This window comes from Nocardia wallacei (assembly GCF_029869545.1).
GTDB lineage: Bacteria > Actinomycetota > Actinomycetes > Mycobacteriales > Mycobacteriaceae > Nocardia > Nocardia wallacei_A.
The window spans coordinates 1-19,222 of sequence record NZ_JARWQD010000136.1 but is presented as its reverse complement, the minus strand read 5'-3'; the positions used below and the strand labels follow the sequence as shown (position 1 = coordinate 19,222).

Sequence of the window (19,222 nt, the reverse complement as noted above, 5' to 3'; positions counted from 1 at the left end):
GGGGTTCATGCGGCGGTGGTGAGGTCGTGCGGTTGCAGGAAGACCAGGACGTCGGTGTGCACGATGTCGCTGGGCTCGCTCGGACTGTCCGAGTCACCGGGATCGGTGGGGGTGGCGACGATGGCGCTGTCGTGGACGGGGGCAGCGATGAGGTGCTGCAGGTAGAGCAGGTCGTTGTGCTGAGCTTCGGTGACCATGTCGCCGGACAGGTCGTGGAGCTCGCCGGTGCTGTCGTGGCGGCAGCGGGTGAAGACGACGAGCAGGCCCCCGGCTCGCAATCGGGATGACGCCACCTCGGCCGGCATCCAGGGGCGAACGTCCTGGGCATGCGCCGCCAGGGTGGTGGCGATGATCAGGTCGCTGTCGGAGACCCGGGGTTCGTCGGTCGCGGGGACGGGGACCCGGTCGAGTTCGCCGACCAGGACATCGGCAGCGAGCTGGTGGGGGATCAGCAAGACCCGATCGCCGGGGCTGCTGTATTCGAGCACTGCGCGGGCGAGGATGCGGGGCGGCCAGGACTCGTCCGGGCCGATCGGCACGGGCCCTGCCGCCCACAGAGTGGAGGGGATCGCTGCGGGCGCCGGACCCTTCCGGCGGGTAGTGCGGCGGGCGGGTTGTTTGTCGGTCATCGGATGGACCTCGTCTCCGGTCGGTATTGAAGCGGGGTTGCTTCTGCCGGAGGACTCCTGTTTTCAACCGATTTATGGACATGCACCGCTCGATTTCTTTCCGCGCTCTCTCGCGAACGTGAATTTCGGCTGGAGATGATCGCGCGCCGGGTGCCCAGACATCGCTGTGCAACACCGTTTCTTGCATGCACGGCCTGGGTGCCCTGCCATGCCTGTCGGCGGAGCGTGACTCCCGTCGAACGTCCGCCGCAAGGGTATTTCACCGCAGGTAGGAGGCCCTTTGTCTGGGTGGTGCGGGGGCGGTTCGGCGCGGCCGTGACAGTGGCGTCTGTGTCGGTGATTTCAGCGATGAATTCGTTGTGAGGTCTTTCTGAATTCGCTGTGAATTGCTTTTGAGGGTGTTTTGTGGCGGGGTGCGTGTGTCCTTGCTCGGTCGAATTTTTCACCGAGCACAGGAGATGTGTGATGACGAATTCAGGAAATCCGCGCCGAGGAAACCCCCGTCGCCGGGACAAGATGCCGACGCCGCTGGCGGTGATCAGGAATCGGTTCGCCAAGCTGGCCGATCACCCGATGGCAGGTTTGCCGCCCGGCTGGGAGCAGCTGACGGTCGGTGAGGTCGGCCGGCGGCTGCTCGGCCCGCAGGTGCCCGCGGCCGAGGTCGATGCCATGTGGAGGCAGCTGGTGCGCCGCGCACAGACCCGCGAAGAGACTGCGGTGCTGATCTGTGCGGGGGCTGCATTGCCGATGCTGAGCACGATCGCGCTCAAGTTGTGCGGGCATTGGGAGTTCCGAGCCGACACCGAGTCCATGGTGATCGTCGCGTTTCTCGACGCGATCGCCGGTTTCGACGTGGAGCGGCCGAATGTGGCGAATCGGTTGCGGTGGGCGGTGTTCCACCGGACCTGCCCGATGGTGCAGGAACGCAAGAGGGCGCCGATCCCGATGCGATGGGCTCGCGAGCACCGCGACGCCCCGTCAACGGGCGAGGTGGTGCAGTCCCCGGCCGGGCATCCGGAACAGCTGCTGCAGGTGGCGGTGGACGAGGGCGTGATCACCCCGGCGGAGGCCGGGCTGATCGCCGAGACCCGTCTGGACGGGCGGCAGCTCAAGAAGACCGGCGCCGACGCCAGCATTGGCTACTCCGGGCTGTGCCGACGCCGCCGCAAAGCCGAGCAGCGGTTAGCGGCCTGGCTGCGTGACCGCATCGCCGACACCGCCGAATTCACCGAGGTCGAAACCGCCGCCCTCGACAACACCGCCCGCCGCGACAACACGCATCGGCACGAATCTGCGGCCCGGATGTCCATTAACGGCCCCGAAACAGGAGTCCCCCCGGCGAAGGAGTCCGCGACTCCGCCCGACCAGACATCCGCTCGCAAGGAGGTGCGCTGATGCGCAAGTCCCGTTCCCTCGTTCCCCCACCCTTCGTCCCGCGCGGTAGAGGCTGTCCCTGCTCACCCCGTCCTGCCGCGGTCGTGGCTGCGGCCGTCGGCACTGTGGTCGCCGTGTGCGCTGCGGCGGCTCCGGCGACGGCAGCCCCGGCGGTGCTGGCGGTGGCCGGATCGCTCGCCGAAGTGCTGAACAATCTGCGGAACTGGCTGATCGGCATCCTCGCCACCGTCGCCACGGTCTATTTGACGGTCGGCGGGGCCCGCTACCTGCTGTCGGGTGGTGATGCCGGCGAGGTCGAGCGCGCGAAGTCGTGTGTGCGGGCCGCGTTGATCGGCTACAGCCTGGCCATCCTCGCCCCGGTCGTGGTGGAAGTCCTCAAATCGCTGGTCGGAGGCTGACCATGCCCACCACACCCACCCACCAGGCGCGCCCCGGGCCGCCCCACCGCCGCCGCTGGTGGTGGATCCTCGCGGCCGGACTCGCCGCCGCGATCTGGGCTGCCACCACCGGCCCGGCCACAGCGGACCCCGCCCCGGTGCCACCACCGCCACCGGTGGCCACCACACCGGCCGCCCCGGCCCCTGTCCCTACGCCGCCCCCGACACAGACCCCACCAACCGGGCCGTCACAGGGACCGCCGACGGCGCCGCACGCCACCCCGACGACGCCTGCTGTACCGACGACACCGGGTGCTCCGGCACCCGGTACCGGTTCGGGGCCGGGGGAGGTGGCCGACCCTGATTGCGGGATCAACCACATCAGTGGGTGCGTGATCAAGGCGATGGACGGGTTCTTCTCCAACCTCGTCTCGGTCGCGTTGAATCCGCTGCTGGAGTTGCTGTCTTCGACGCTGCTGACCACTCCGGACCCGGCCAGCTTGCCGCGGGTCGGGCAGTTGTGGTCGTCGTCGTGGGAGATCACGGTGACCGTGTACGGGCTGCTGGTGATGGCCGCCGGGGTTCTGCTGATGTCGTATCAGACTCTGCAGTCACGCTGGTCGGTGGGCGACATCGCGCCCCGGCTGGTGATCGGCATGGTCGCGGCGGCGTTGAGTTTCCCGCTGGCCACCGAGGCGGTTCGCGTCGCGAACGCAGTGTCGGAGGCGGTCGCGGGCGACGACATCGACCAGGACTCGGCGTCGCAGGCACTGCGGCAGCTGCTGACCGCGCACAACGGGGCGGGCATTTTCGGGCTGCTGTTGTCCACGGTGCTGGTGGTGCTGGTGACCGCGCTGCTGGTCGGGTACGTGATCCGGGTCGTGGTCACGATCGTGCTGATCGTGGCCGCCCCGCTGGCGTTGATGTGCCACGGGTTCCCACCGGCCGAGCCGATCGCCCGATGGTGGTGGCGTGCCATGAGTGCGTGCCTGGCTATCCAGGTCGTGCAGTCGCTGGTCCTGATCGCCATCGCTCGCGTGTTCCTCACCCCGGACGGATCGAGTTTCTTCGCTTCGGTGTCGACCGGGCCGGTCAACCTGATCGTGTCCATCGCGCTGCTGGGCATATTGGCCAAGGTCCCGTTCTGGATGCTGTCGGCGATGCGGATCGGCCACGGCCGCTCCATGACCGGGCAGCTCGTGCGCGGCTTCATCGCCTACAAGACCTTCGGGCTGCTCCGCAAAGGCGGGAGCGCGCTGGCCGGCAGTCTCCGTCCCTCCAAACCCGCCGTCCCTCAACCGCCGCCGCGCAAGCCGAGCCGTGCCGAACGCGACGCCCTGCGCGATGCGGCCGACCCGTACTGGCGGGAGAAAACCACCACCGATGGGCAGATGCTGCTGCCCCTGAAAGGACTCCAGCGAGTCAAACGCAACCCCACGCCACCGGCACCGGCGACGAAGCCGGTCCGCCGAGTCCCGGGCGCACCGCCGTCCCCGCACGCCGGAAAACAGCTGGCCCTGGATCTGTTCAAACCGGGACCGCAGCTTCCCCCGGAAGCGGCTCGCCCCGACGGCCAGCGCGCCCTGTTCTACGCCAGCCCCGCCAGGAAACGCCCCCGCCCAGCCGAACCGGCTCGCGCGGCACGACCGCGCACCGCATCGGCCGCGGCCGGTGGTTCCCCGGCGGCCGGGGACGCGACACCGCCGGTGAGGCCGGTGAAGCGGGCTCCGAAGGGCCGTCAGCTGGCGCTGCGGTTCCCGCCGCCTCAGCCAGCCGCCAGCGCGTCTCCGCCGCCCGCTCCCGGGCCTCGGTCACGCCCGCGTGACCCGTATGCGCGACCGCAGGTCACCGCCGAGGGCCAGTACGTGCTGCCGCTCGGCGTGACACGGGTGCCGCGCCCGGCTCCGGCCCCCGCCCCGGCGTGGGTGGCTCCGCCCGCACCACGTCCGCAGGGCCGTCAGCTGCATCTTCCCTTGCCCGATCTTCCCGTCCGCCGCCGTCGGCGGCCCACCACCCCTGGAGGTGCCTCATGAGCATGTACCGCATTCCCTCCGATGTAGAGCGGCCCGACCGGATCGTCGGTCCGTTCACCGCCCGCCAGCTCGCCCTGCTCACCGGCACGGGCCTGGCCATGCTGCTGGCGTGGGCCGCCACCCGCGCCGTACTGCCGATCACGGTGTTCGCCGCCGCAGCGGCCCCCGTCGCCGCGATCGTGACCGCCACCGTCCTCACCACCCGCGACGGCCTGTCCGGCGACCAGCTCCTTGTCGCGGCTGTGCGGCACCGCGTACAGGCGCGGCACCTGGTCGCGGCCCCCGACGGCGACGTCGCCACCGCACCGGGCTGGATCACCGCGCACACACCGCGACGATCCCGGCCGAAGGCGGCACAGCCGATCACCGCCAGCACCGCCGCGCTGCCGCACACCGTCACCAGCGGCGGGAACGGGGTCGGTGTGGTCGACCTCGGCGCGGACGGGCTGGCGGTGATCGCCGCCGCGACCACGATCAACCTGTCGCTGCGCACCCCGGACGAGCAAGCGAGTCTGGTCGCCGCGCTGGCCGGATACCTGCAGGGCTTGTCCGGGCACGGGGTGCAGATCCTGCTGCGGTCGGTCCGCCTCGATGTGACCGGCCATGTCGCCCGGCTGCGTGGCGCGGCCGAGGACATGTCACCCGAGCTGGCCGAATTCGCTCGCGACCACGGTGCGCATTTGGCCGAGCTTGCCGACGACGACACCACCGCCCACCGGCAAGTCCTGCTGGTCTGGCGCGAACCCCTCGCCCCGGCCACCACACTGGCCGCCTCACCCCTGGCCGGGCTCACCCACCGGGGCCGCCGCCAGCAGCATGAGTCCGACGCGGCACGCCGCGCGGCGGAAGCGCGGCTGCTGGCACGGGTCGAAGACGCCTCCGGGTTGCTGGCCCCGCTCGGCATCGGGGTCCGTGCCCTCGACGACGTCGCGGCGCGGGCGATTCTGACCAGCTGCACCAACCCCGCCAACCTCGTCCCCTACGGCGCCGACACCGCCGGACCCACCGAGATCATCACCACCGGCGACAGCGACTACACCGGCACCACACTCGACATCAGCACCGACAGCAACAACGGCGACGACTCCGGCACCGACGATAGCGACGGCGATCCTGCCCGCGCGGGCGCACGCCGCCTCCTCGGCGTCAGTGGGCTCCATCGCCGGGCACGGCGGGCCCGGGGCCTGGCGGAGTTCGCGCCGGAGTCGCTGACGATCGGCACCCGCCATCTGGAGGTCGGCGGCGACTTCGTGGCGACGATCGCGGTCACCGGCTACCCACGTGAGGTGGCCGCCGGATGGCTGACCCCGTTGGCGGCGTACCCGGGCCGGGTGGATATCGCCCTGCATATCGAGCCGATCCCGGCGACCACCGCCGCGGTGCGGCTGCGCCGTCAGATCGCCCGCCTGGAATCGTCGCTGGCTTCGGCGGAGATGCACCGCCGCGTCGGTGACGCGGCGGTCGAGGTCGCCGCCGAGGACGCTGCCGCACTGTCGGCGCAGCTTGCTCGCGGCGAGTCTCGCCTGTTCCGGGCCGGGCTGTATCTGACCGTGCACGCCAGCTCGGCGGGCGAGCTGGCCGAGCAGGTGACCGCGCTGCGGACCCTGGCGGCGAGTCTGCTCATCGACACCTGCCCCCTCACCTACCGCGCCGTACAGGGGTGGGTGGCCACGCTCCCGCTCGGCCTGGACCCGATCCGCACCCACCGCACCTTCGACAGCCACGCCCTGGCCGCGGCCGTCCCGTTCGCCTCCGCCCAGCTGCCACCCGCCGACCCCGCCTCCACGACCCCCTCGGGGACCTTCTACGGCCGTGACGGCGCCGCCGGGCTGCTGTTTCACGACCGGTTCGGGCCCGGCATGCACAACCACAACGAGGTGATCCTCGGCCAGTCCGGGGCCGGCAAGTCGTATCTGGTGAAGACCGGGGTACTGCGGTCGCTGTTCCGGGGAATCGAGGCGACAATCATCGACCCCGAGGACGAGTACCGCGCCCTCGCCGACGCGGTCGCCGGCACCTACATCCAGCTCGGCGCACCGAACGTGTGCGTGAACCCGTTCGACCTGGAGGTCCACCGCCGTCCTGACGGCCGGTGCTCCGCTACCGCCGACGCGCTCACGCGCCGGAAGCTGTACTTGCACACCGTCATCGCCGTCCTGCTCGGCGAACAGACCCCCGCCCAGCGTGCCGTCCTGGACACCGCGCTGACCGCCACCTACGCCGCCGCCGGGATCACCGACAACCCGGCCACGTGGCTACGACCGGCTCCCACGATGAGCATGCTGCGCGACCAGCTCGCCACCACCGGCGGCGACCCGGTCGCGGCCGAGCTGGCCGCCGCCCTGGCCCCCTACGTGCGCGGGGGCGCGTTCGGTGAGCTGCTCGACGGCGCCACGACCACTCCGGCCGAGTCCGGGCTGATCGTGTATTCGCTGCGGGCGCTGCCCGAAGAACTGAAAACGATCGGCACCGTCCTCGCGTTGGACGCCACCTGGCGGCGGGTGAGCGACCCTGCCACCCGGCGGCCCCGGCTGGTGGTCGTGGACGAGGCATGGCTGGTGATGCGGCAGCCCGCCGGGGCTCGGTTCCTGTTCCGGCTGGCCAAATCCGCCCGCAAGTACTGGGTTGGTCTCACTGTCGCCACTCAGGACAGCGGTGATGTGCTTGGTACCGACCTCGGCAAGGCCGTCGTCGCCAACGCCGCGACCCAGGTGCTGTTGCGGCAGGCAACGCAGTCCATCGACCAGGTAGGCGATGCGTTCGGGCTGTCGGAGGGAGAGCGTCGGTTCCTGCTCACCGCCGACCGCGGCCAGGGTCTCTTGGCTATCGGCGCCCACCAGCGCACGGTATTCGGATCGGTCGCCTCGCTCGCTGAGCATCAGCTGGCCACCACGACCCCGGAGTGGTCCACCGGCAACGACACCGCCACCGACCCCAGCTACATCGAACTCGCCAACGACGACGAGAGCGAAGCCGACCTCCACGACACCATCGCGGCCGTCGAGATCGACCTCGGCGCCGACGAGGAGCACAACGCCGGCATCGACTTCGAGGACGAACAGCTCGAGGACCTCGCCGACGAGGACGAGGACGAGGACGACGGTGATGCCGAGGAGTTCATCGATCCGGCGGAGGCGGCCTGATGAACACGATCTCGCACGCCCAGACCCCTCCTTCCGGCGGGCACGGCGCCGGTGGCCTGCTCACCGACCCCGGTCTCGTCTGGAGCCGGATCACTGATCTCGCCGGGCGATTCGGCGTCCCGGCGGCCTGCACCGCTGTCGTCGCTGCTGCCGGCATTCTCGTCCTCGCCGCCGGGGTGCGGCGGATGCGGCAGCGGCGGTGGGCTTCCGGGGCCCGCCTCGTCGAGGTCTTCGTTCCGCCCGAGGTGAAACCCGCTAGCGCCGAGATCTGGTGGGAACAGCTGCACGGCGCGCTCACTTCCACCCGGTGGCGCCGGTGGCTTTCCGGGACACCACATCTCGGGTTCGAGTATCGGGTCAGCCCCGAGGACGGGGCGGTGATCCGCATCTGGGTACCCGGCTGCGTCCCACCGCATCTGGTCGAGAACGCTGTCGGTTCGGCCTGGCGCGGTGCCCGCACCCGCACCGTGGCCGCCGCACCGCCACTACCCGCTCCTCCGGCCGGACAACAGGGACTGCTGGCAGGCGGGGCATTGCGGCTCGCGCAGCACGAGCGGTGGCCGATCCGCACCGACGGCCACGGCGACCCCGCCGATGCCGTGATCGCCGCCGCCGCCGGGATGCCACCCGGCTACACCGCCTGTCTGCAGATCCTGGCCCGCCCCGTCGTCGGCCGCCGCGCCCGCCACACAACCGGCCCGACCAGCCGCCGAGGGGTGCTGCTGGCCGGGATGCCCGGCGACGTGGCCCGAGACGTGTTCGGCCTGTTCTTCGGCCGTCCCCGCACACGCACCGGGCTGCGGGGCGTGCCGGAGCCGGTCGACCGGCAGGCGAGGCTGCAGCAATCCGCTCGCGATCACGCCGCGGCGAGCAAGACCCGCGGCACTCACTGGTCCACCGTCATCCGCTACGCCGTCACCGCCACCGTCCCGGCCGACGCCGACCGTGACACCGTGGCCAGGGCCGGGCGGGTGGTGCGGGGCCGCGCGCACGCAGTGTCGTCGTGCTTGTCGGGCTGTTCAGATCTCAACCACTACCGGCGCCGCCGCTGCCGTCGGCTGCCGGAAGTGCTTGCCGGACGGCGGCTCGGACGCGGGGACCTGCTGTCGACCCCGGAACTCGCCACCATCGCGCACCTGCCCCTCGACGCGGGTATCGCCGAGATCCACCGCGCCGGAGCCCGCGCCCTGGCCCCCACCGCGGCCATCCCGATCGGTGGGCCCGGCACGAAACCCCTCGGTGTCGCCGACGCCACCCGAGGCCGGAGGGTCGCGATGCGGGTCGCCGACGCCCGCCACCACGTGCACGTACTCGGCCCCACCGGCTGCGGCAAATCGACACTGCTCGCACACATGGCCCTCGCCGACAGCGACGCCGGGCGCGGGCTGGTCCTCATCGACCCCAAAGGTGACCTCGTCACAGACATCCTCAAACGGCTGCCCCGGCACTGCGTGGGCAAGGTGGTGCTGCTCGATGCCGACTCCGCCAGCCCGCCCCCGTGCTTCAACCCCCTTGACCTGTCCACTGTTGGCCGGGATGTCGCGTTGGTGGTGGACAACCTGGGCACGGTCTTCCGCCGCATCTACCACCAGTTCTGGGGCCCCCGCACCGACGACCTGTTCCGCAACGCCCTGCTGACCGTCTTGGCGCAACCCGCGACCGCCACCCTCGCCGATGTCGCCCGCCTGCTGACCGACGACACCTACCGGGCCCGGCTCACCGCGGGCGTGAACGATCCTGTGGTGCAAGGGTTCTGGCGGACCTTCGAAGCCCTCGGCGACCCGGGCCGCAACCAGCTCACCAGCCCGCTGCTGAACAAGTTGCGGCACCTGCTGCTGCGGCCGTTCGTCAAGACCGCCCTTGCCGCAGGCCCTGCCACCGTCGACCTTGGCGGCGTTCTCGACCAAGGCGGGCTCGTGCTGGCCCGGCTGCCCAAGGGCCGCCTCGGCGAGGAAACCACCCGCCTTGTCGGCGCCCTGCTGGTGGCCCGTACCTGGCAGGCTGCCACCGCACGCGCCGCCACACCCACCACCGAACGCCGCGACGCCGCGCTCTACCTCGACGAGTTCCACAACTTCCTGCACTCCTCCACACCGGTGGAGGACATGCTCGCCGAGGCCCGCGCCCTGAAACTGTCGATGGTGCTGGCACACCAGCACCTCGGTCAGCTGACACCCACGGTGCGGGAAGCGGTTTCCACCAACGCCCGAAACAAGATCGTGTTCTCGGTGTCGCCCGAAGACGCCCGCGACCTGGCCCGCCACACCCAACCCCACCTCGGCGAGCACGACCTCGCCCACCTCGACGCCTACCACGCCGCCACGCGCCTGATCGTGCGCGGCCAGAACACGCCGCCGTGCACCGTCGCCACCGAGCCACTGCCCCCGGCGATCCGAGGCCGGTCCGCCGAGATCCGCGCCGCGGCCCGTGCCCACACCACCCGCACCAGCACCGCGCGGCCCGTACCCGCTCCGCCCGCGCCCCGGCCACCGGCACCGCCCGGTCCAGGTGCCTCCGACAGCGACCCACGTCGCCGCTGAACCATCACTGCCGCAAGGCATTTCCGTTCATCCCGCCATGCGCTCTCTCCGATTCGGAGGTGTCCTCCATGACCCGAACTCCGCCCATCCGGCCCCGCCCATCCGGGCCGTCTGCGTCCGCCCGGTCCCTGTCGCGGCAGGCAGACCTAGCCGCGATGCTCACCGGCCGGGATCGGTGGTTGTTGTGGATGCTCTACGAGCATCGCGTGCTGACCACCACCCAGATAAGCACGCTCGCGTTCACCGCGACCCGCCGCGCCAGCCGCCGACTGCTCACACTCCACGACAACCAGGTGATCGACCGGTTCCGGCCGCGCCGTGACCTCGGCACCGCGCCCTGGCACTGGATCCTCGCGCCAGCCGGAGCCGCGGTCCTGGCCGGCGAGCACGGCCTCGATGTCCGCGAGCTGCGCTGGCGACACGACCGCACGCTGGCCCTCGCGCACAGCCTGCGACTGAACCACGACATCGGCGTGCACGACTGGTTCACCCGCCTGGCCACCCGACCCGCAAGCGAGATGACCCTGACCGCGTGGTGGTCGCCCACCCGATGCGCACGGCTGTGGGGCGATCTGGCGCGTCCCGATGCCTACGGCCGCCTCGACCCCGCCCGTCCCGGCCAGCGCGGACTGGAGTTCTTCCTCGAATACGACTGCGGCACAGAACCTCTCACCCGAGTCTGCAGCAAGCTCACCGGATACGCCGAGCTGGCCGCCGCCACCGGCATCACCACCCCGCTCCTGCTATGGCTGCCCACCACCCGCCGCGAAGCCACCGCCCGCACCGCCCTACGGGCCGCAGCCGCCGCGCTATCCGCCCCGGACACCGTCCCGATCGCGACCGCCGCCGCCGACTACGCCACCACCGGGCCGGACGGGCCGGTCTGGCTGCCGCTGCACCCACCCGCCACCGCCCGCCAGCCCCGGCTCACGCTGCACCAGCTCACTGCCGCCTGGCCCCAACTCCCGGACACCAACGGCTCGGCCTTCGACATCGCGAGCCCGGCCGTCGACCCGCGCACGGTGCTGCCACCGCCACCTCCCCGCCCGCCCCGGGACGCGAGGCCATGATGCTCCGCATTACCGCCGCAGCCGTCGCCCTGTTCGGGGCGGTGACCATTGGCGCGTTCACCGTCACCGTGGTCGCCGTCGACTCCGCCCGCACCACCATGCCCGGCCCCGCCGCCAGCGGATCCGCCCCGAGCCCCGACGCTCGCGCCGACATCCCCGCCGACAAGCTCGCGCTCTACCAGAAAGCCGCCGCTGCCGACTGCCCCGGCCTCGACTGGACCGTCCTGGCCGGCATCGGCAAAGTCGAAACCGACCACGGCAGAAGCCAACTGCCCGGCGTGCACTCCGGCGAGAACAGCGCGGGCGCTGCCGGGCCGATGCAGTTCCTGTCCGGCACCTTCGACAGCGTCGTCGACCGCCACCCGCCCCCGCCCGGCGGCGCGAACCCGCCGTCGCGCTACAACGACAGCGACGCCATCCACACCGCCGCCCACTACCTGTGCGACTCCGGCGCCCCCGCCGACCTCTACCGCGCGATCTTCGCCTACAACCACGCCGACTGGTACGTGCAGCAAGTCCTCGACCAAGCCGCCAGCTACCGACTCGACCCGCCACCCGGCACCGGCGACTGCCAGCACATCCAGGCCGCCACTCCCACTGCCGCACAAGTGATCTCGTTCGCCTGCGCGCAACTCGGGCAACCGTACGTGTGGGGCGGCAACGGCCCCGAAGTCTCCGGCGGCTGGGACTGCTCCGGACTCACCCGAGCCGCCTACGCCACCGTCGGCATCGACCTGCCCCGCACCACCCACGACCAGGTCAACGTCGGGCCACGGATTCCGGAGAACGCGCTACAGCCCGGCGACCTACTTTTCTTCGGCACCGACGCCGACGTGCACCATGTCGGAATTTACCTAGGCGCAGGAAAAATGCTCCACGCTCCCGATTTCGGAATTCCAGTGCGAATTGACGATTACCACGGAAAAGATTTCTACGCGGCTACACGACCAGATAATCGCGCCTTATAGCCGCCATCGGCGCAGCCGCCAGAGGTCATCGTCCTAATTGGACAAACGTGATTCGTGTTCGTCAGCGATTACAGCTTAACGGAGAGTGGAATGCGCAACAGGAGAAGAACAGTTGCCGCGCTAGTGGACAACCGTCTCACCGGCGACTATCGCACGGGAAAGGTCGAGCGCTTCAGCCAAGTCGAGCTGCGGCTCGCGTGCAGCCCCTACCGTTGCCGCCACCGAAACACTATCTGTGAGTTCTGCGTCGCCGCTTGGCGGCTCGAATACCTCTTCACCGAACCACTCCCATGGGACAACGACCTCCTCACACCATCGGACGACAGCACATGAGACCACCCAGCCCAGCATCTCTATCAGAACCGATACGAGCTACTCACCCCCAACCAGGGATAGGCACCTCCACCCGAAAGGAAACCCTTGCGATGTCCGTGAAAAAGAAGACCGTCAGCGCCCTGCAGGAATGCGCCTCCATCTCCGGTAACGCACAACAGACGGCGTTCCATCTAGAAGAAGTCGACATACCAGTGGCCGCCTCACCGAAGTTGTGCGATCACGAAAGGTCCGTCTGCAGGGACTGCGCCGCGACATGGCATGAGATGTTCTTGTTCACCGAACGACTCCCTTGGGAGCGCACAGCGCCGTGAATGGCGCGGAAGATTCGGAGGCCGTACCACTGATTAATACGGCGACTAGAAGCCGGGCATCTTGTTTAGAAATCGGGTTTCCCGGATACCGATGGACCCTGGCGGCCAACACCGGGACCGACATGGGCCCATACGAGTTCCCCCCGATAGACCGAAGCAGGGCTGTGGCGTCCCCGGGGCCGACTCGCCCGAACTGATTGATCTTCGGTTGTCCATTTTCGGCCCCCGAACAGGAGTCCCCAGGCAGCGGAGCCGCAGGCAGCGGTTCCCGCGTCCGGTACTCGACCTGTTCGGAGGTTCTCATGATCGGTTCACCAATCCGCACCGCGCAATGCGGTGCGCAGCGACACCGCCAGCCCGTGCGGTGGCGCGCCGCGTGTATGGCGGTGAGCATCGCCACCGCCTTCACCGCGTCTACCGCCGCTGCCGCAGGTATCGCACTCGCCGACCCCGGCGCGGGACCCGGGTGTCCCCGGTGGACGGCGGTGCTGGTTCCCGGCACCGGGGAAACCAGCTCTGCTGCCGATCCCGCCCAGCCCCAGTCGGGGATGCTGCGGCCGATCGGTGACGGTCTGGTCGCGCGCTACGGTGGCGACATCCAGGTCCGGTACCTGCCGTATGCGGCCTCGCTCGCTCCGACCTACCGAGCCTCGGAATCCGCTGGCGTCCAGGCCCTGTCGGACCTGTTGGGCGGGCTGTGCGCCTCCACCCGAGTGGTACTCGCCGGCTACAGCCAAGGCGCCGACGCCGCCGGAGACATTGCGGCCAGGATCGGGCACGGGCAAGGCCCGATCCCCGCGGACCGGGTCGTCGGGGTAGGACTCCTCTCCGACCCCCGCCGAAACTCCGGCACCGCGCAACTCGGGTCCGCGGTGCCGGGCGAGGGTATCGCCGGACCCCGCGACTCCGACTTCGGAGCATTGAACGGGCGGGTGCGCACTGTGTGCGCCCAGGGTGACCTCTATTGCGCGACCTCACCCGAAGCGTCGCCCGCGCTCGCTGCGGTCGGGCGTGCGTTCACCGGCAGCCCCAACCCCACCGACCCGGGCACGGCATCGTCGGGCACGAGCAGTCTGTCCGGGCTCAATCCGTCCGAGGTGACCCGCCAGGTAGTCATCGTGCTCGCCGGGCTCGCCGAGACCGCGGCGAACATACCCGCCATCCTCGGCGGTATCTCCCAGCTGCCGCAGCTGGTGACCGCCATCGACATCCCCGGCCTGCACAGGGTCAGTGGCGAGTTGAACACCCTCTTCAACCCGCTGGTGGCCATGGCCGCGCAGGTGGACCTGCATCTGGTCGCGCAAGCACTGTCCATGGCTGCGCCGCTGGACACCAGCGGCTGGACCGCGGTCGCGGCTCAGATCGTGAACATCCTGGCCAACGTCGATGTCAACCGTGTGGCCACCGATATCGGCATCGCCCAGGAAGTCGGGTGGCGAGCGGCCGAGAAGCTCGCCATCGGTGACCCCGTCGGCGGTGGCCTGGAACTGATCGGCCTGGTGCCTGTCGCTGCGGATCTCGCCGCCGCAGCCGCCTCAGCTCTGGCTGGCGACGCCGGCGGGCAGCTCGCCGGACTCGCCACCACCCTCCACACCTCCACAACCCCCGCCACCACCGGGGCCTTGGCCGACCTCGCCCGGCAAGGTGCCGACGCCGCGCAGTTCTACAGTTCCGGCGTCCACCAAACCGGCTACGACAGCGGAGTCCGCCAATTACTGGAGTGGCTCACCAGCCAAATCGACAAGCAATAGCCGGATACGGTCTGGACCACGATCAGGGCGTTGTGTTATGTCGCAGGCGCGCATGTCCCCGGTCTGTCCGCCGACCGTCGACGACCGGTCGGGGGTCGGTCATGCCGGAATCTCCCAATCATGGTGCGGTAGACCGATTTTCACACCTTGGGGGCTGTGTGCGGCTAGGCGGTCCCAGGGGTGCACGACTACAGCCAAGGGGTTCGGTACTTTCTCTGAACCACTTAGGCGCCTACCGGGGTTGATGCGGTGATGGGAGGTGGTGCACGGCCTCCTCACCGAACACTGTTGCCGCATCGCCTCGGTGAGCAGTCCGGACCGGGGCGGCAATTACCGTCGGTGGGATCCGGGCTGAGTACTCGTCGACACAACGCAATCGCGCGGTATTGCCGGATGGAGCGCGCGATTCGAAGCGGCCGTACGGAGGGTTCGAAAGATCAAGGGGCCGAGATTATCTCGGCTGCCTCGATGGCACTGTATTGCGACATGCGGAGATGCGGGTTCCGGATTTCGGCCTGAGCGAGAGGATCTCACCAGCCTACGGGCATAGTCGGGGACGCATGTCCTCGGGGATATCCGGTGGCCACCGTGGTGCGGCGAAGGCGTCCGGCTCTTGGCTGCAGAGGATTTTCTCGGCACTGACAGTGAATTCGATGTTCCATAGCTGGGTTCCGTATAGCTCGCCGGTAGCAAGAAGCCTTCCGTCAGGACTGAACGCCACCGACTCGATGGCGGCGGAGTCGGATTGACCGGTGAGTAGATCACCGATGGGCTGGCGTGTGGCGGTATCCCAGAGCCCGGCGGCGCCGTCGCTGCTGCCGATGGCGAGGAGGTGCCCGTCGGGACTGAACGCCATGGACTTGATCAAGGCGTTGCGGGTGACGGTGAGTCGTTCACCGACGGGCTGGCGTGTGGCGGGGTCCCACAGCTGGACGGTGCCGTCGCTGCCGGTCGCGAGGAGGCGGCCGTCAGCGCTGAACGCCACCAAGTTGACCGTGTAGGCGTCGGTGGGCAGTTCACCGACGGGCTGGCGTGTGGCAGGATCCCACAGCCTGACGGTTTTACCGCTGCCGGTGGCGAGGAGGCGGCCGTCGGGACTGAATGCCACCGACTCGACGGAGCCGGTGTGGCCGGTGAGTGGTTCACCAAGGGGTTGGCGTGTAGCAGGATCCCATAGCCTGACGGTGGCGTCGCCGCTGCCGGTGGCGAGGAAGCGCCCGTCGGGACTGAACGCCACCGAGTAGACGTCCCTGCTGTGGCCGGTGAGTGGTTCGCCGACGGGCTGGCGTGTGGCGGGATCCCACAACTGGACGGCGCCATAGAAGCGGCCGCCGGGGCCAGTGCCGCCCCCGGCGGTGGCAAGGAGACGTCCGTCACGACTGAACGTCACCGACTCGACGGAGCTGGGGACGCCAGGGAGTGGTCTACCAACAGGCTGGCGCGTACCGGGGTCCCACAGGACGGTGTCGTCGCTGCCGCCGGTGGCAAGCAGCGTTCCATCGGGACTGAACGCCACCGAGCCCACCGAACCGCCGGAGGTACCGACGAGTGCTTTACCGATGGATTGTGGAATGGCAGGGTCCCATACCCGCACGGTGCTGCCGCCATCGGCGGCAAGGAGGGTTCCGTCAGGGCTGAACGCCACCGAGGCGACCCGGCCGGCATGGGCGGTGAGTGGATCACCGATAGGCGCGCGCGCAGCAATATCGAACAACTGGACGGTGCCGTCCTCGGTGCCGATGGCGAGCAGGCTTCCGTCGGGACTGAACGTCATCGTCGTGACGGTGTCGTTGTTGTCGTCGAACGGGGCGAGTTGTGCGATGTCCAACGGCGAGTCTGCGGTTGGTTTCCACAATCGGACCGTGGCGCCGCCGGTGGCGAGCAGGCTTCCGTCGGGACTGAACGCCACCGACTCGACAGAGCCGGTGCGTGGTTTACCGACGGGTCTGCCTGTGGCAGCATCCCACACCTCGACGGCGCTGCCGACGGTGGCGAGGAGCCTTCCGTCAGGACTGAACACCACGGATTCGACAGCGCCGTCGGTGTCGAGTGGTTCACCGACGGGCTGGCGTGTGGCCGGGTCCCACAACCGGACGATCCCGTCGGCGCTGTTGGTAGAAAGGAGGCGTCCGTCGGGACTGAACGCGATCTCGCCTCCCCGGGTGTGCCCGGCCAGTGGTTGACCGACGGGACGGCGGGTAGCCGGGTCCCACAATCGGACGGTCCCGTCGACGCTGCTGGTGGCGAGGAGGCTTTCGCCGGGACTGAACGTCACCGACTCGATGGAGCCGGTGTGCCCGGTGAGTGGTTCACCGATGGGCTGGTGTGTGGCCGGGTCCCACAACCGGACGGTGCCGTCGACGCTGCCGGTGGCCAGGAAGCGACCGTCACGACTGGACGCCACCGACTTGACCCCGGCGGTGTGGCTGTCGAGCACGGCGGTGAGCGGATTGCGTGCGGCGTTGAACATCGCGCGATAGGTCTCGGGGCTTTCGTGCAGACGCCAGGCGGCCAGTGCCGCCAAACGCGATGTGTAGGGGTCGGTTTCGGCTGCGCGCTGGCTTCGGCCGAGAAGGTCGCCGGCGACCTCGGCCCTGCCCGGAGGACCAGATTCTCTGTCTTGCTGGAGTACGACAGCAGACGTAGCGGCGGCCAGGGCGATGACCAGACCGATCAACACCGCGACGACGGGTCGGCGCCGCAGCGTGCGGTGGCCAGTGTGGTTCGCTGGCACACGGAGTTGGTGTTCCCGGTCGGTCGGTGATGCGGTGTGTTCCCGGTCGGCGACACTGCGAGCCGCTGTCCCGTCGGCCGATTCGGGAACACCGGTGTCCGCGTGGGCTACGGCGGCGCTGACCCCAGCATGGGCCGGAACCTCTTGAACCTGCTCCAGCAGACGGCGTGCCAGCGCCGCAGTCTCCTGGTCGTCACTCACCCGAGCACGCCTTACGACGCTCTCCACCGCGGCACGGTCTTCACCGCCGGTGGCCTCGATGGCTTCGAGCGCGGCCGTGGCTTCCTCGTCGCTACCGTCACGTGTTATCCGCTGGCGGAGCGCAGAATACGCATCACGCACCCCCGCTGACGTTGCGCCGTGCCCACCTGCGGCTGCACCACTGGCCAATGCAGTCACGATGAGTGAAAACGGGTCCACTATCCCCCCACCTCGCTCAGAATCTGCTGTGCAGGAAGGCTACACGACACCTTTGGCGACCGTGCCCGAGTCACAGCAGGCCAGGGGAACGGTCGAGTGGCGGAAATCGGTGGCTGGTGGCCGTCGACACCACCACGATTGCCGGGCATGGACCGAGGGCTGGGCCGGTGTGAATATGGAAGTGGAGATGCTCTGCGAGCTGTGACTTGCGAACGTACTGTTACCCGGTTACCAGCCCGGCGGTGTCGTCCCGGCCGCCGTTGTGCCAGAGAGGTCGGCACAGCGGGCACAGCCCCTCGGCGGCGGCGCGGGGCGCGAGAAGGTACTCGGCGTACCCGGTCAGCCTGTCCATGATCTTTTGCCAGCTGACCGCCTTGCGGTGCTCGTCACGGGTGTAGGGGCTGGTGATCACCATCGTGTGCGGGGCGGTGTCCGCGTGTTCGGGCCCGCCGAACGTGTAGGCCGCTTGCGGAATTGCCCAGAGCTGGTTCCATTGCCGCCCAGCCGGGTCGTATGCCTCGATGAAGAAGTACGACTGCCGGATGTGACTGTCGATGTGCAGGGGTGTACCGCAGCGGCCCACCATACCGTTCGGCAAGTAGGGCCACATCGTTGCGCTGTTGAGCGCCGCCGATGATATCGGCGGTACTCAGTCGGGGGCCTTCGATCGCGTTGCCGTTCATAGTTCGTGTCTCGCTTGCTGTTTTGGCGCGTGAGTGAGGGGTCGTGCGCGCCGGTGCTTGGGCGTGGTTGGGGATTGCGGTATCGCCGGGCGCGGCCTGCCGCTGGCAGTTCGGTCGTGGGGACGGACGCGGCGGATGCAGTCGGCATCGGTTCCGTGTGTGTGGCGAAATAGGTTGTTATCGAACGGTTTTCACCCAACCTCAACCCGCGCAGCGGCGGCTGCGCAGGGTGAGGTCGGTCTAGTTCACCGGAAATCCGGTTCGCTGGTGGGCTCGGGCGGGGCGGGCGGGCTGCGGTGGTAGCAGGCGTCGCGGATAGCGGCGGCGCGGGCGTCGAGCCAGACCCACAGTGCGGGCGTGTGTTGACGCTGCCCGTGGCGGGTGCGGTCCACGATGAAGACTGTTCTGCACGACTGCCCGTCGGTGTGATATCGGCTAGGTTAGAGCGTGAATATCGTTCCCGCGTAGTCGATTTCGGTCCATGCCGCGCCCCGGTGGGCGGGGCCCCGGTGTGCGGTGTCGTCGGTGCTGGGTGGTGCATGCGCGGTGGGTGAATGCGGGTGCGGGGGTGTCGGGGGTGTGGTCGGCCGGTATCGGCATGGCCTTGCTCCGCAGGCGCGGGTCGGCGCGGCCGGGCGGGAGGTGGGGGGGGGGGGGGGGGGGGGGGCCCCCCCCGGGGGGGGGGGGGGGGTGGGGGGGGGGGCGCCCCGGGCCCCGGACCCCCAAACCCCCGCGGGGGGTTGGGGGGGGGTGGCAGACGCCCCCGCCCCGGGGGGGGGCGGAGAAATGCCGGCCACCACCCCGAAGGGAGAAAATGACACGGCGAGTTGTG

At 69.6% G+C, this 19,222-nt stretch carries 12 protein-coding genes; 8 read left to right on the top strand and 4 right to left on the bottom strand.

Features of this window, described 5'->3' with window-relative positions; genetic code table 11:
- Positions 1 to 5 precede the first annotated feature (5 nt).
- Entirely contained in the window at positions 6 to 629 is a 624-nt protein-coding gene (locus QH290_RS10705; RefSeq protein ID WP_280382730.1) for a hypothetical protein, read from the bottom strand.
- 465 nt (positions 630 to 1,094) lie between these two features.
- Between QH290_RS10705 and QH290_RS10700 the strand changes: the two genes are divergently transcribed.
- The 8 genes from QH290_RS10700 (at position 1,095) to QH290_RS10665 (ending at position 14,553) form a co-directional block, all read left to right on the top strand.
- Positions 1,095 to 2,024, top strand: coding sequence for a hypothetical protein (locus QH290_RS10700; RefSeq protein WP_280382729.1), 930 nt, complete (start codon positions 1,095 to 1,097; stop codon positions 2,022 to 2,024).
- An 83-nt stretch (positions 2,025 to 2,107) separates the two neighbouring features.
- Positions 2,108 to 2,422, top strand: a complete 315-nt coding sequence (locus QH290_RS10695) for a pilin (RefSeq protein WP_280382728.1) — start codon at positions 2,108 to 2,110, stop codon at positions 2,420 to 2,422.
- A 2-nt stretch (positions 2,423 to 2,424) separates the two neighbouring features.
- The gene (locus QH290_RS10690) at positions 2,425 to 4,434 is read left to right on the top strand and encodes a TrbL/VirB6 family protein (RefSeq protein WP_483244246.1); all 2,010 of its coding nucleotides are present in this window, start codon (positions 2,425 to 2,427) and stop codon (positions 4,432 to 4,434) included.
- Positions 4,431 to 7,577 carry a TraG/VirB4 family ATPase gene (locus QH290_RS10685; protein ID WP_280382726.1) on the top strand — a complete coding sequence of 1,049 codons (3,147 nt, stop codon included), beginning with the start codon at positions 4,431 to 4,433 and terminating at the stop codon, positions 7,575 to 7,577. The genes QH290_RS10690 and QH290_RS10685 overlap by 4 nt, the downstream gene beginning before the upstream one ends.
- Positions 7,577 to 10,117, top strand: coding sequence for a type IV secretory system conjugative DNA transfer family protein (locus QH290_RS10680; protein ID WP_280382725.1), 2,541 nt, complete (start codon positions 7,577 to 7,579; stop codon positions 10,115 to 10,117). The genes QH290_RS10685 and QH290_RS10680 overlap by 1 nt, the downstream gene beginning before the upstream one ends.
- Before the next feature lie 155 nt (positions 10,118 to 10,272).
- The gene (locus tag QH290_RS10675) at positions 10,273 to 11,187 is read left to right on the top strand and encodes a replication-relaxation family protein (RefSeq protein ID WP_280382724.1); all 915 of its coding nucleotides are present in this window, start codon (positions 10,273 to 10,275) and stop codon (positions 11,185 to 11,187) included.
- A complete protein-coding gene (locus QH290_RS10670) occupies positions 11,184 to 12,155 on the top strand; it encodes a C40 family peptidase (RefSeq protein ID WP_280382723.1) in 972 nt (323 codons plus the stop codon). Before QH290_RS10675 ends, QH290_RS10670 begins: the two co-directional genes overlap by 4 nt.
- 1,132 nt (positions 12,156 to 13,287) lie before the next feature.
- Positions 13,288 to 14,553 carry a cutinase family protein gene (locus QH290_RS10665; protein WP_280382722.1) on the top strand — a complete coding sequence of 422 codons (1,266 nt, stop codon included), beginning with the start codon at positions 13,288 to 13,290 and terminating at the stop codon, positions 14,551 to 14,553.
- A gap of 538 nt (positions 14,554 to 15,091) precedes the next feature.
- Here the strand turns inward: QH290_RS10665 and QH290_RS10660 are convergent.
- The 3 genes from QH290_RS10660 to QH290_RS10650 all read right to left on the bottom strand — a co-directional run bounded on the left by QH290_RS10660 (position 15,092) and on the right by QH290_RS10650 (position 18,782).
- Positions 15,092 to 17,488, bottom strand: a complete 2,397-nt coding sequence (locus tag QH290_RS10660) for a WD40 repeat domain-containing protein (protein WP_280382721.1) — start codon at positions 17,486 to 17,488, stop codon at positions 15,092 to 15,094.
- A gap of 439 nt (positions 17,489 to 17,927) precedes the next feature.
- On the bottom strand, positions 17,928 to 18,305 hold the full coding sequence (locus tag QH290_RS10655) for a hypothetical protein (RefSeq protein ID WP_280382720.1): 378 nt from the start codon (positions 18,303 to 18,305) through the stop codon (positions 17,928 to 17,930).
- 330 nt (positions 18,306 to 18,635) lie between these two features.
- Positions 18,636 to 18,782 (bottom strand): hypothetical protein, encoded by a 147-nt coding sequence (locus QH290_RS10650; protein WP_280382719.1) that lies wholly within the window; start codon positions 18,780 to 18,782, stop codon positions 18,636 to 18,638.
- Between the last annotated feature and the right edge of the window lie 440 nt (positions 18,783 to 19,222).

Excerpts from the sequence above, each read along its gene's own strand:
- QH290_RS10705 (WP_280382730.1), bottom strand. The coding sequence starts at position 629 with ATGACCGACAAACAACCCGCCCGCCGCACTACCCGCCGGAAGGGTCCG.
- QH290_RS10700 (WP_280382729.1), top strand. The coding sequence starts at position 1,095 with ATGACGAATTCAGGAAATCCGCGCCGAGGAAACCCCCGTCGCCGGGAC.
- QH290_RS10690 (WP_483244246.1), top strand. The coding sequence starts at position 2,425 with ATGCCCACCACACCCACCCACCAGGCGCGCCCCGGGCCGCCCCACCGC.
- QH290_RS10685 (WP_280382726.1), top strand. The coding sequence starts at position 4,431 with ATGAGCATGTACCGCATTCCCTCCGATGTAGAGCGGCCCGACCGGATC.
- QH290_RS10680 (WP_280382725.1), top strand. The coding sequence starts at position 7,577 with ATGAACACGATCTCGCACGCCCAGACCCCTCCTTCCGGCGGGCACGGC.
- QH290_RS10675 (WP_280382724.1), top strand. The coding sequence starts at position 10,273 with ATGCTCACCGGCCGGGATCGGTGGTTGTTGTGGATGCTCTACGAGCAT.
- QH290_RS10670 (WP_280382723.1), top strand. The coding sequence starts at position 11,184 with ATGATGCTCCGCATTACCGCCGCAGCCGTCGCCCTGTTCGGGGCGGTG.